The organism is Rhodococcus sp. WS3, from assembly GCF_003797085.1.
GTDB lineage: Bacteria > Actinomycetota > Actinomycetes > Mycobacteriales > Mycobacteriaceae > Rhodococcus_F > Rhodococcus_F globerula.
In genome coordinates, this window is record NZ_RKMA01000003.1 from 774,018 (window position 1) to 787,143 (window position 13,126).

Annotated in this window: 10 protein-coding genes; 4 read left to right on the forward strand and 6 right to left on the reverse strand. The window is 61.7% G+C overall.

Translation table 11 applies throughout. The features are described 5' to 3' along the window. Positions 1-43 precede the first annotated feature (43 nt). Positions 44-877, forward strand: coding sequence for a phosphatase PAP2 family protein (locus tag EEB13_RS24825; protein ID WP_141486487.1), 834 nt, complete (start codon positions 44-46; stop codon positions 875-877). 223 nt (positions 878-1,100) lie between these two features. Here EEB13_RS24825 and EEB13_RS24830 read toward each other — a convergent pair whose 3' ends face one another. The 4 genes from EEB13_RS24830 to EEB13_RS24845 form a co-directional block, all read right to left on the reverse strand. Continuing rightward, on the reverse strand, positions 1,101-2,711 hold the full coding sequence (locus tag EEB13_RS24830) for an ABC transporter substrate-binding protein (RefSeq protein WP_141486488.1): 1,611 nt from the start codon (positions 2,709-2,711) through the stop codon (positions 1,101-1,103). A gap of 77 nt (positions 2,712-2,788) precedes the next feature. Continuing rightward, entirely contained in the window at positions 2,789-3,835 is a 1,047-nt protein-coding gene (locus tag EEB13_RS24835; protein ID WP_095888289.1) for a zinc-binding dehydrogenase, read from the reverse strand. Between the two features lie 35 nt (positions 3,836-3,870). Next, the gene (locus EEB13_RS24840) at positions 3,871-5,331 is read right to left on the reverse strand and encodes an aldehyde dehydrogenase family protein (RefSeq protein ID WP_141486489.1); all 1,461 of its coding nucleotides are present in this window, start codon (positions 5,329-5,331) and stop codon (positions 3,871-3,873) included. A 55-nt stretch (positions 5,332-5,386) separates the two neighbouring features. Further along, positions 5,387-6,589, reverse strand: coding sequence for a CaiB/BaiF CoA transferase family protein (locus tag EEB13_RS24845; RefSeq protein ID WP_141486490.1), 1,203 nt, complete (start codon positions 6,587-6,589; stop codon positions 5,387-5,389). Between the two features lie 118 nt (positions 6,590-6,707). Here EEB13_RS24845 and EEB13_RS24850 point away from each other — a divergent pair, with 118 nt between their 5' ends. The 3 genes from EEB13_RS24850 (at position 6,708) to EEB13_RS24860 (ending at position 9,897) form a co-directional block, all read left to right on the forward strand. Then, the gene (locus EEB13_RS24850; protein ID WP_162487754.1) at positions 6,708-7,319 is read left to right on the forward strand and encodes a TetR/AcrR family transcriptional regulator; all 612 of its coding nucleotides are present in this window, start codon (positions 6,708-6,710) and stop codon (positions 7,317-7,319) included. A 215-nt stretch (positions 7,320-7,534) separates the two neighbouring features. Beyond that, positions 7,535-8,491 (forward strand): esterase/lipase family protein, encoded by a 957-nt coding sequence (locus EEB13_RS24855; RefSeq protein ID WP_052683579.1) that lies wholly within the window; start codon positions 7,535-7,537, stop codon positions 8,489-8,491. Positions 8,492-8,658: 167 nt separating this feature from the next. After that, positions 8,659-9,897 carry an HNH endonuclease signature motif containing protein gene (locus EEB13_RS24860; protein ID WP_141486491.1) on the forward strand — a complete coding sequence of 413 codons (1,239 nt, stop codon included), beginning with the start codon at positions 8,659-8,661 and terminating at the stop codon, positions 9,895-9,897. 55 nt (positions 9,898-9,952) lie between these two features. Here EEB13_RS24860 and EEB13_RS24865 read toward each other — a convergent pair whose 3' ends face one another. After that, complete coding sequence (locus EEB13_RS24865) at positions 9,953-11,611, reverse strand: GMC oxidoreductase (protein WP_033232261.1); 1,659 nt, start codon at positions 11,609-11,611, stop codon at positions 9,953-9,955. A gap of 157 nt (positions 11,612-11,768) precedes the next feature. After that, positions 11,769-13,025: a phosphoribosylamine--glycine ligase gene (gene purD, locus EEB13_RS24870; RefSeq protein ID WP_045068740.1), complete on the reverse strand. Its 1,257-nt coding sequence runs from the start codon at positions 13,023-13,025 to the stop codon at positions 11,769-11,771. Positions 13,026-13,126: the final 101 nt, after the last annotated feature.

The window sequence follows — 13,126 nt, forward strand, 5'->3', positions numbered from 1 at the left end:
GCATTCAGCGTTTCTTCAGCATCGTCTCGGCAGACTTCGGGCTATGCCTGCAACTGTCTCGGCCGTGCGAACCGCGGTCACCGAAGTGCTGACCGAAAGCTCCAGCGCAGAAATTGCTGTGACTGCTGTCGTCTTGGCTTCCGCTCTGTTCGCTTTCGGTTCGATCTACCAGGCGTCGACGCTGCGATCGAGCGTCATTCGCGCAACCGGATTGAAAGTCGCTCTGGTAACCCTCTCCGTTGCCGTGATGCACAACGGGTGGTTGTCCCGATTCGACGGCCCTGTGACGGAATGGATGATCGCGCATCGAAGCCACGGACTCAACCAGATTGCAGTGGCCGTGACCGATCTCGGAAGTCCAGTTGCGACAGCAATTCTCGGGATCGGAGCCGGCGCCGTTCTTTCGTGGCAGGCCCGCTCGGTGATTCCCGGGATCGTCGTAGTCGGCACCGTCGGTTCGGCCGCGGTGGCGAGCACCGTGATGAAGGCCGTAGTCGCTCGCGAGCGACCCCCGACAGCTTCTCAGGTTCTCCTCGAGACCGATCATTCCTTTCCCTCCGGACATGTAACGGGCACTGGGGCATTGATCGGCATCGTTGTTCTACTTGTTGCGATGCAGCACACACCTTCAGTCAAACGGCTGTTGATGCTCGTGGCTGTCGTTGTCACTCTTGTCGTGGCGCTCACTCGGTTGTACCTGGGCGTGCACTGGCTCACCGATGTTGTTGCCGGCGCAGCTCTCGCGACTTTCGCCGTCACGATCGGCGGCGCGGCGTTCCGGTATCTCGACAACCGATCACGCCCGAAACACGACGCCCTCACACCGTCGACTTCGGCGGACCCGAGAATTGCTGCTGCGGAATATCGCACGTTGTGAACACGGCATGAAGAATCATGTCGACGATGTGCCACCAGCAGGTTCAGGCACCGCCCCAGAGGCTTGGACCCGATGCAACACCGGGTCCAAGCTCTTGCCGCTCAGGTTCCTATTCGGATAATCCCAATCAGGAACCAGTTCATTTCTTGCGGTGTGTCTTTCAGGCGTTCCCTGTCCGGGGGCAACCGACGGACTGCGGGTAAAGGGTGAAGTGGCGGCATGCTCACGACCCGGAATCGGCAGCGAGCCAGGCGTTCCCGAAGAGCATGATTCCGTCCGCGCTCGGCGTGATCTCGTGCACGTTCTTTCTCCACGTGACGAGGACCTTACCGGCACCGATAGTGGCCAAGGGCGCCGTGTCGTTGACGAGGGTTTGGACCTTCTCGAGAACGGCGAGTCGGTCGGCGTCGTTGGGCGCAGTCTGCAGTTGGGCGAGCAGCTGGTCCATCTCCGCGTTCTTGTAGCCGAGTACGTTCGACGGGGACTCGCTGTGGAAATTGCCGTACATTCTCACGAACGGCGACTCCTCGAGAACACTGAATCCCCCGTGAGCGACATCGAAGTCGTGGTCGGCATACAGTCTCTTGACCAGGTCGGTAATGCTTGGGCTGTAAGAGATTTCGACGGTGAACCCGACGGCCTGCAACATGGACTGGTAGGCGAGGGCATTTCGCTGGGTCTCGGCACTGTTCGATCCGACGTAAGTGAGCTTGCCGTCGTAGCCGTCGGCTTTGGCCTCGGCGAGGTATTTCTTCGCGGCTTCGGGATCGTAGCCGGCAGCTGCAACCGTGCCGTGCCACTGGGACCACGACTGGAACATGTCGCTACCGGGCATGCCGTAGCCGTCCTCGGCCCGCTCGTTGTAGACGGCGGGGTTGATCGCGGCAACGATCGCCTTGCGCACTCGCTCGTCGGATGCTGCGCGGCCCTCTCGCTGGTTGATCAGACCGATGGTTCCCAGACTGACGGTGTGGATGTAGCCGATGTCGCCGGCAGCCAGTGCGTTGTGGACGGCCTCTGATCGTCGAACGTACGCTGCGTCGATGCCGCCACTGTGGAGCGCTTCGAGTTTGGCTTGTTCGCCCTGGATAACCGGGAAGCGCAACTTCGCCAGGCGAGGTTGTCCGTTCCAGTAAGTCGAACTCGCCGCGAGAACCAATTCTTCCTGGGATGCAAACTTTTCCACGGTGAACGGCCCTGCACCGACAGGGGTGAACGTCCCGGTCGCCATGGACGAGGGCGCGACGATCATGCCCGGTCCGGTGGTGAACATGATCGGGAACTCGTTCCAGGGCTGCTTCAGGGTGAAGACCACCGTCGCCGGGTCCGGTGATGTCATGTCTGCGACGGAAGCCTTCCATACCTGTGTCTGCAGACCGTTCTTCTCCAGGTAGCGATTGATGCTCCATTGCACCGCGTCCGCATCGAGAGGGGTACCGTCGCTGAATTTCGCATCGGGTCGCAGCTTCAATGTCCAGACGGTGTTGTCGCCATTCACTGCCAGAGACTGCGCCAACTGGGGCTTGTATTCCTTGGCGTCCGTGTCGTAGCGAATCAACAGGTCGTAGATGGCGGCCATCTCACTACCTCCGGTTGCCCCGCTGTCCTGGCGGTTGACCGGGTCCAGGCTGCTGATTCCGGAGAGCGTGGCATAGGACAGCGTGCCACCGGAGGTAGGTTCGCCGCCGTCTGGTTGTTTGCCGACCAGGCCGGACGTCACACCGGACGCATCGGTCGCCGAATCAGTGGTAGCGGCACATCCGGAAAGCAGCACCACGGTAGCTGCCAACGCAGTGAACATGGTGCCTGCACGTGCAAGAGACGGTCGTCTCATCTTTTTCTAACCTTCTTTTCGAAAGTCGCGGAGCGACAGGGAATTTGGCGGTGATGACACCTGGTTCTGAACGCCCGTCACATCGTGACTATTGCGCGGCCGAGAACTCTGCCGGCTGCGAGGTCACTGACAGCTCGGTCGATGTCCTCGAGGATGTAGCGGTTGGTGACGAGCGTGTTGAGATCGAGCAGGCCTTCGGTGTGCCAGTCGAGGAACGTCCCGATGTCGTCTTGGCCGCAGCCGCCTGCGGTGGTTCCGACAAGTTGCTTCTGACCGCCGATGAGACCGGCGAGGTTGAGTTCGGTGAGGCCCTTGGGGAGTCCGACGAGGACTACCGTGCCACCTCGCCGACCGCCGACTCGACCGGCGCGCACACTGTCGAGGGCTTGCACGGTGGTGGAGGTGAGCCCGACGCAGTCCACGGCGATGTCGACCCCTCCCGTCAGTTCGACGATAGCTGCGGCGGGGTTGTCCGTCACCGAAGCATCGATGGTGTCGGTGGCTCCGAATTGTTTGGCGAAGGCGAGCTTTTCGGCATCGAGATCGACTGCAACGATGCGTGACGCGCCACGGATCGATGCAGCGGCGACGGCGGACAGGCCGACTCCACCGGCGCCGAACACCGCGACCGTGTTGCCGGGTTCGACGGGGGCAGCATTGCAGAGGGCGCCCGCACCGGTGACAACCGCACAGCCGACAACCGAGACGACGTCCTCACGCGATTCGGGAGGTAACGGCATTACATACAGTTCGTCGACCAGTGCGTGTTCGGCCCAGGTGTAGACGTTGGGTGAGTGAGCTGTGCGTCCGTCGGGAAGATCGATCGAAGCGCGGGTGGGAATGCGGTCGTCGGTGCGGGGCACCCACGTGATCATCGCGGCCTCGCCGGCCGCGATGTGGGTGACGGCGGATCCGGTGGCGAGGACGGTGCCGTACCCCTCATGTCCGAACAACATCGGTTCGGCGTGATCGGCGTGCATCCAGAACAGCTGGCTTTGGCACACGCCGGTGGCATGGATCTGCACGAGAACGTCATGCGGGCCGGGGTCGGGCAGCGTCACCTCGCGTAGAGCGAGGGGGCCGTCGGTCGCGTCTTGGACGATGATGCGGGTGTTCATTGGCATGAGTGGTCTCCAAAGTTGGGGTGGGAGGGATGACGTCAGATTCCCGGCCACGGCCCGGGCAGGGGGGTATTGGCGGTACGAAGCGTGACGCGTTTTGTTCGGGTGCAGCCAGAGACCGCATCATCGCCATAGGCGCCACCGAGACCGCTCTGTTTGAAACCGCCGAACGGCAGCCCCGAGTCCAGCATGAGATTCGAATTACCGTGCACGACACCGGCTTCGATTCCCTCGCTCATCCGGATCATCCGACCCAGGTCGCGGGTCCACACATAGGACGAGAGCCCGAATTCTGTGGCGTTCGCGAGTTCGAGTGCCTGCGCCTCGGTCTCGAAGGTCAGCACGCTGAGCACCGGACCGAAGATCTCTTGGCTCGCGACTGTCATCGCAGGGTCGACTTGGTCGATCAGCGTCGGGGCGATGTAGAACCCACGTTGCTGTGTTGTCACCCGGTCGCCGCCGAGCACGATCCGCGCTCCTTCGCTGCGCGCGGTGTCAAGGAATCCGAGGATCTTTTCGTGCTGACCGCTGCTGACGACGGGGCCGACCTGTGTTTGCGGATCGAGTGGATCACCGACACGCACCTTGCTCATACGCGCGGCCACTTCTGCCACGAAATCCTTCGCGATAGAAGCATGGACGAGGAGCCGACTGCCGGCGGCGCACACCTGGCCTGCGTTGTTCAAGATGCCGAGGACCGTTGCGCGAGCAGCCGAGTCGAGGTCTGCGTCGTCGAATACGATGATCGGCGATTTTCCGCCCATCTCGAGGGTGAGCTTTTTGAATGTATCGGCGGCCGCGCGGGCGATGTGCTGTCCGGTCGGGACGGACCCTGTGAACGAAATCCCGGCCACGTCCGGGTCCGAGCACAGGGCGCCGCCGGTGGCGCCGCCTCCGACGACCACCTGGAGAACGCCGGTCGGTATGCCCGCCTGTACGGCAAGTTCGGCCAACCGGATCGCTGAGCGCGGGGAGAGCTCTGACGGCTTGACAATGACGGAGTTACCGCAGGCAAGAGGTGGACAGGCCCGCGCCATGAACGAATGAGCCGGCGCGTTCCACGGCAGCACCACCACATAGGTACCGAGGGCCTCGAGCCGCGTGTAGGAGAACTGGCCGGGCACATCGCCGAACTGCTGACCGACAAGCTTGTCTGCCTTGCCTGCCCAGTACCGGGCGTGGCGGGCGCCACGGCGGGCCTGAGCACGTGCATCGGAGAGCACTTTGCCGGTGTCCTCGGTATCGAGCCGTCCGAGCTCGGCGCAGTCGTCCTCGACCAGTTGGGCCCAGCGCCACAACAGCTCGCTGCGCTGTTCACCGGCCATCGCAGCCCACACCCGCTGCGCCTCGGTTGCGCGGTCGACGGCGGCAGCGCATTCGTCCGCGCCGTCAATTGTGAGCTCGGCTGCAACCTCCTCGGTGGCCGGATTGATCACCCTCAGGGTGTCAGGGACGGTGGAGATGGGGGACATCGAACCAACTTTCTGTGCGTCGTTCATTTCGGTGATCGAATAAGCTTGTAAGGCAGTGGGTTACGAGAATTCGACGCAGACGTCAGATGACTCCGTCGGCGCGCAAGCCAGCGAGCTCACTGTCGTCCAGGTGTAGAAGCTGGGCCAGAATCTCGTCGGTGTGTTCCCCGAGGCCTGGCCCCAGAGTGCGAATCGTGCCCGGGGTGGCGCTCATTTTGGGAAAGGGAGCGGCCATCGGCAGCTCGCCGTATTCGATGTCGTCGACGGTCACGATGGTGCCGCGTTCGCGATAGTGCGGGTCGGACGCGATATCGGCGATGCTCATGAGCGGCGCCGCAGGCACATCAGCGTCGCTGAGTAACTTGACTGCGCCGTCGGCAGTCTGGCCAGCGACCCATTCGGCGATGATCGGATACAAGTGCTGTTGGTTCGCGACTCGGTCCGCTCTCGTGGCAAACCGTCGATCGGTCGCGAGGTGGGGTTGGCCGATCACCGTGGCGAACTTGCGAAAGAGGGCGTCGGTGCCGGCGTGCAGTGATATGCGGCGACCGTCGGCCGTGTCGAAGTCACTGGCCGGCACGATGCCGAGATTGCGGTTGCCGGCGCGTTCACGTACATGTCCTTCAGCGCCGTAGGTCAGCAGTGCGTTCTCGCACGCGCGGAACCCTGCTTCGTACAGGCCTAGGTCGATGATCTGTCCGGGGCCACCGTGCTGGTCGCGGTGATACAGGGCGGTTACGGCAGCGAACGCGGCGAGATATGCGGACATGTAATCGATCACCGAGTAGCCGGACCGCACCGGGTCTCGCTCGGGTTCTCCGGTGACGTAGGTCAGTCCGGAGAATGCGCTCGCGATGCGATCGAATGCGCCCCGGTCGCGATATGGCCCGGTCAGGCCGTAGCCGGTGATGCACACAATGATGGCGCGGGGGTTGATCTCGGCCATCGTCTCGGGACTCAATCCCCACTTTTCCAGTGTGGGGGGACGGTAGTTCGTCACGATCACGTCGAAATGCGGGAGCATCCCACGGATCAGCTGACGACCCCGCTCGGTGCGCAGGTCGACGGTCACCGATTTCTTGTTTCGTCCTTCTTGCACCCACTGCAGTGATCGCAGGGAATTACTCTCGCCGCCTCCACGAATGAAGTCACCTGTGCCGGGTTCCTCGATCTTGACGACCTCGGCGCCGAAGTCGCCGAGGTACGTGGCGGTCACTGGCGCAGCCAGGACCGTTGCCATATCCAGGACGCGGATTCCCTTGAGGGGTAGCGCAGTTTCGGTCATGTTCCACCTATTAACGGTTCGTTATTAACGTTTGGTAGGTGTGGACTGTATCTTGTGAAGTGAGTCACGGCAAGCGGTGCTCGTGAACGCTTCGAGGAAGGCTGGGAGCATGGAGAACATGTCCGAAAGAGATGCTTCGACCCCCATCCGGCGCCCACGAGGCACCAGAGAAGAAACCGAGAACGAGCTGATCGACGCAGTGCTGCGACTGCTCAAGCGCGATGGCGTTCTGGCAGGAATCACGCTGCGCGAGGTCGCTAAAGAGGCCGGGGTCAACCACGGGCAGATCTATCACTACTTCGGCACCCGCCGAGGACTGCTGCGCGCCGCGATTATGCGACTACTCGAAGGCAATCGCCCGGACCCGAAAACGCACTGGGACCAACCATTTGCAGACCGTCGCCGGGCCATGTGGCAGATCGCCCTGTCCAAGCGCGATTTCGTCAAGCTCGAGGCGCTCCTCGCCCTCGACGAGGATCCTGACTTTCAGATCTTCCCGGGTCTCGACGCCACTCGTATTGCGCTCGAACGGGACAAGAAGACGGGCGAACTCCCTGCCGACGCGGACGGCGATGTGATGCACGCGCTCAGTGCTGCAACGTATCTCGGATACGGCATATTTCGTGAGAGTATCGCCCGCGACCTCGGGATCGACGCCGTCGAGCTCGACAGCCGCGCTTCCGCGGTGTTCGACCTGATGCTCGACGGGCTACGCGGCGGCCATCAATAACGTATCGCCGGAGAACTGTCGCGTCTCGCGCCGGACGACATCGACACGACAGACCCTCCCCCGCCACCGTTACCGATGACGCGAGGGTCGCAAACGCCACGTACCCCATAGAAACCAAGGTCATTCCATAACCCAGACGTATTGATCATTCCTCCGCATTGTCAACCAAAGGCAGTTAGCGTGAATTCAATTGTCCGCTATTGCCGGAGGTGAGCATGTCGGCGTTTCGATCCATGCTGGTTGTGGTGGCTGGCCTGGCACTACTGATCGGCTCATCCCGTGCCACTGCGACAGCTGAGCCTCAGTATCCCGTTCCCTATGACCTCTTCGTTCAGGACTCGGTCCGCGATCCATACGGATCCGCGGCGGGCTCGAATGATTGGAACTGTGTACCTTCGGCCGCACATCCAGAGCCTGTGGTTCTTCTACACGGATTGGGTGCCAACCGGTTCAATATGTTCACCACAATCTCACCGTTGCTAGCCAACGAGGGATACTGCGTTTTTGCGCCGACGTTCGGGGAAAACGCGAGCCTACCGGCGCCGTTCGATTCGGTGGGCGGCCTGGGACGACTCGAGGACAGCGCCGCAGAGGTTGGGGAATTCGTCGAGCGTGTTCGCACTGCCACAGGCGCGCAGAAGGTCAGCATTGTTGGCGTTTCCGAGGGCACCCTCGTTGGCAACTATTACGTCAAATACTTTGGCGGAGCGCACGTTGTGGATAAATTTGTATCACTGGGTCCAGCCTGGAGGGGAACTCTGGGTACTGGTCCGAACGGCGACGGCCAGTGGATCCTTGATTTGGCCCCCGACGACGCACGGACTTTGATTCCGTTCTGCGCTGGTTGCCCACAAGGGCTTCCGGCGTCAGATTTCCTGGCGAAACTGTGGGCGAGTGACGCAGGGAGTTATGCAGGCCTCTACGCGCCAAGCGTAACGTACACCAACATCATGACCCGGTACGACCAACTGGTGATCCCGTACACCAGTGGATATGCCGAGGCTCCTAATGCTACGAATATCTTTGTGCAGGATGAATGTTCGCTGGACTTCTCGGACCATCTTGCCATTGCGGCATCACGGGTTGCGACAGGGCACGTGCTCAACGCCTTGGACTCGGAGAGTACCCGCGCCGTGCCCTGCGTATTGGTGACTCCGTTTCACGGGGGTTGATTCGCTCGCGGATTCACCGACAACATTATCCGATCAAGCTTTTGAACTTATCGATTCCCGCCGAAGAGCTGAATAGCAGTGCAAATACATGGTTTTCGATCAAATCTCCGTCAAACCTGTCCGATATGTCCCTAGGAATCGAAATTATGTTCGACTAAAATTAGTTCATGGACAGTCGGGAGGCGTGGCAATACGACGGCGGGGGCCTCAAGACCGAGGTACTCGACCTCGCGCGCGCCCGGCACCAAATGCAGTCCCGCATGGTCGTGATGATCACGGAAATGTTCACCCGCGACACACTCGGCGGCAAAGGATTCCGGGCCATCGCGCAGTGGCTGCACCTGTCCACGAATCTCGAGATCGGTGAATGCGGCCAGTTGGTGGGCCTGGCGCGGTTGTTCATGCTCGAACCTGTTGTCGGACAATCTTTTCACGACGGTGACATCGACGCGTTGAAAGCGCGTCAGGTCGCCCACTTCTGCCAGCACCCGCCCAAGAACATGAGCCTCGCCGACGTCGAGAAAGCCCGCGAGATCCTCCTGACCCTCGCCTCGAAAAAGGTCACCGACTGCGATTCCGTCCGCGCCGCGATCCGGCGGATTCAGAAGCAGTACGGCAACCGTGCCGACGGAGTGCCGGCCGGTGAAGATTCCGAGCTCAACGAGTTCTACGCCTCCCGTGGTTTGTACGGGCGAGTCAGCGTGAAAGGTGACCTCGACGCCGTCAACGGCGCCCGTCTCATCGCACTACTGTCCGCCCTCTCGGCGCCCACCCCGGAGAAGGACGGCGTGAAAGACGAACGCACCCCGGCACTTCGACGCGCCGACGGATTCTGTGAAATGCTGCGCCGCTACGAAGCCGCGGGTCTCGGTCCCGTCGAAGGCGGCGTGAAACCGCACCTGACGATCACCGCCACCGCAAAAGACATGACCGATCTTCAGGCCCTCAAAGACATGTTGCCTTCCACCGAGGAACTCGGGTACGCGATCACCAACTGGGCCGGCCCCATCAGCCTCGACACCGCCCGAATGCTGGCCTGCGACTGCGAGGTCACCCGAATCCTCCTCGATAGCAACGGTGTTCCGCTCAATCACGGCATGAAAGCGCGCCTTGCCAGCGTCCCGCAGCGGCGGGCCCTGACAGTTCGGGACGGCGGATGTGCCTTCCCCGGTTGCGGCACCCCGCCAGGCTGGTGCGACGCCCACCATCTGATCCACTGGCTCGATGACGGCCCAACGGACCTCGACAACCTGATCCTGCTGTGCGGTCACCACCATCGGATGATGCATCACACCGAGTGGCGAGTCGACATCGGAGACGACCGAAAAACCCGGTTCTATCCGCCAATGTCCGTGGATCCGTATCAAGTTCCCGTTCCCGGGAACACACCGCCAACAGCGGCCTGAAAAACCAACGTGTGCACCGGGGCAGAAACATGCCCCGGTGCACATTGCTGCTGAGCTAGTGCATGTCGTTCGCGATGATGTTCTCGATATTCCGTTCCGCCAGAGCGGTAATGGTGACAAACGGATTCACACCGACGTTGCCTGGAACCAGGGAGCCATCCATGACATAGAGTCCCGGATACTCGGGAAGCCGGCCGTAATTGTCGGTCGCCTTACCCAGCACGCACCCGCCGAGCGGGTGGTAGGTCAGTTGATCGCCCCACGTCTGGACCGGACCGAAAAGATCGGTGCGATAGATAGTGCCTTCCTTCTTGTTGATCTTGTCGAACACCTTCTTGGCCATGGTGATCGACGGTTGATTCTGGGAGCGTTGCCAATTCAGTCCAACCTTGCCGGTGGTGGAGTTGAACTGGAATTGCGCACGTTCGGGATTCTTGGCAATTGCCAGGTACAGGCTCACCCATAGCTCGGTCCCGGCCGGGAACGGTGCAATCTCCGCGAATACAGGTGCTGTGGAATCGGCCCAGTTGTCGATACCCATCACCGGTATCGACGCTTGCTTTGCCCCTGTCGCGTCCCACATGTGGTTGGCGCGGGCCACCATCACGTTACCGTTGTGGCCCCATTCCTGGCCGACGGCTCCCGGTAGGTTCGCAAGTTGCCCTTGCGCTTTCATCGACACGAGTAACTTGCTGGTTCCGATGCTGCCCGCTGCAAAGAAGACCTTGTCGGCAACAACCGTCTTGGTTCCGACGGTGTTTCCCTGCTCGTTGATCTGGTTCATCACTACCTGATACCCACCGCCGGTTGCTGCCGGCGACACACTGGTCACGACGTGCAGTGCGGAAATCGTCAGGCGTCCGGTTGCCGACGCCGCCGCGAGGTAGGTCTTGTCGAGGGACTTCTTGCCCGCGTTGTTTCCGAAAATGACCTCGGACGCCAGGGCGGACTTGGCAACCGCCCCCGAAGCCTCCTGCTTCATGTAGTTGAAGTCGTAGACGTTAGGAACGAATGTTGTTGTGTAACCCGATCTCTCGGCGGTCTTCCGGCCGGTTCTCGCGAATGCGTAATACTCGGTCGACTCGAACCAGGCAGGATCGATATTGTTCACACCCAGCGCAGCGTTGGCCCGCGGGAAGTAGGTCGAGTACATCTCTTCGGAATCGACACCGGGAAGGATTTCCTCGAAGTAGTTGCGCTTCGGCGTCACCGCCATTCCGCCGTTGACAAGCGATCCGCCGCCCACCCCGCGACCCTGGTAGACCTTGATCCCACCGAAGTCCTCGGCGTCGAGAACGCCGACGTATCGGCTGATGTTCTTGTCGATCGAACCGCCCGAGAAGTGCGAAACCGGTTGTACTGTGCGATCTCTGAGCCAGAATGAACGACCATCCGGCGAGAGCGTCGGGCAGAAGATCTTACCGTCGGATCCCGGGGTGGTCCAGGATCGGCCCATCTCGACCATGTGCGTGTCGATACCGGCCTGCGTCAATCGCAGTGCTGCGACTGCTCCGCCGTAGCCACTACCTATCACCAGGGCCGGAACGCGGTCACCGTCACTCAGCGCCCGTCGGGGCGAGGCCGCTGCCGTCGTCCACGACGAAGACAATGCGGCAGCGCCTACAGCTAATCCTGTTGCGGCAAGGAAGTTTCTACGCGTCAGCCCGGAAGTGGTACGCGCGTATCGGTCCTTGGATCCAGCTCGAATGCTCAAGTGACTCCTTCTTGTTCGGTTGGCCCCCGCGCAGAGATATACCGTTCCCGAACAACTCCGATGAGCAATACCCGTCGGTAACATCGAGCAGTCGTTCATTTCAAACAAAAGTGACCGGTGAACACACGGTTCACCGGTCACTTAAGGAAGATGTGGATCAGGGAAGAGCGATACGCCCCTCGACGGCACCGAGGCCGATATCGGTTCGGAAATGCCCACCGGGAAGCTTCACGAGTGCAATCTTCGCGTAGGCGTCGTCGCGTGCTTCGGCAAGATCCTTACCCACTCCGACAACACTCAGCACACGACCGCCGGCCGACACCACGGCGCCGTCGTCACGCTTTTTTGTGCCGGCATGGAGAACGCCCTCGGCGTCCGCTCCGGTGATCACGTCACCTGTGCGCGGCGTCGCCGGGTAGTTCTCTGCGGCAATCACGACTGTGACGGCACTGCCGTCGCGCCACTGCAACGGACCAACGGAATCAAGCGTGCCGGTGGACGCGGCGTTGAGCAATCCGCCCAGCGGCGTTTCGAGCAGCGCCAGAACTGCCTGCGTTTCCGGGTCACCGAATCGGCAGTTGAACTCGACCACGGCCGGTCCGTTGACACCCATCGCGAGGCCGGCGTAGAGGAGGCCGGTGAAACCGCTGCCCCGTGCAACCAACTCCGCGGCGACAGGCTTCACGACGTCGTCGACGATCTGCGTGACCATCGCGTCCGGCAACCACGGCAACGGGGTGTACGCACCCATGCCGCCGGTGTTGGGTCCGCTGTCACCGTCGCCGACGCGCTTGTGATCCTGCGCGGGCAGCAATGGAACAACCGTCTCTCCGTCGACGAGGCAGAAGAGCGACACCTCGGGTCCGTCGAGGAATGATTCGAGCAAGACCGGGTGGCCACTCTCGAGCAGTTCGGCAGCGTGGTCACGCGCTGCGCCGCGGTCGGTCGTAACTACGACGCCCTTGCCAGCGGCCAGTCCGTCGTCCTTGACCACCCAGTTGGGGCCGAAACGATCGAGGGCCTCGTCGAGCTTGGCGGGATTGTCGACGATCTCACTGTGAGCGGTCTTGACACCGGCAACAGCCATGACGTCCTTGGCAAAAGCCTTGGAACCTTCGATGCGGGCTGCGTCGGCAGAAGGCCCGAAGCAGGCGATACCGGCTGCTCGCACCGCATCGGCGACACCGAGTACCAGCGGAACCTCAGGACCGATGACAACGAGGTCTGCCTCGACCTTTTTCGCCAACGCAGTGACAGCCTCGCCCGACGCGACGTCGACCGGGTGTTGCTCGGCGATCTTGGCGATACCGGCATTACCGGGCGCGCAGATCAGGGCCGTGACACCTGGATCGCGAGCAAGAGAGAGAAGGAGGGCATGTTCACGGGCTCCGGAGCCGATTACGAGTACGCGCACGTGAACAGACTACGGCCCCACACCGGTGCGTCTCGCAGCGTGTGCCACCTGGGGGTTCCCGGTACACAAGACAGAACAAGGTCGCGCAGTCCGATCGGGTT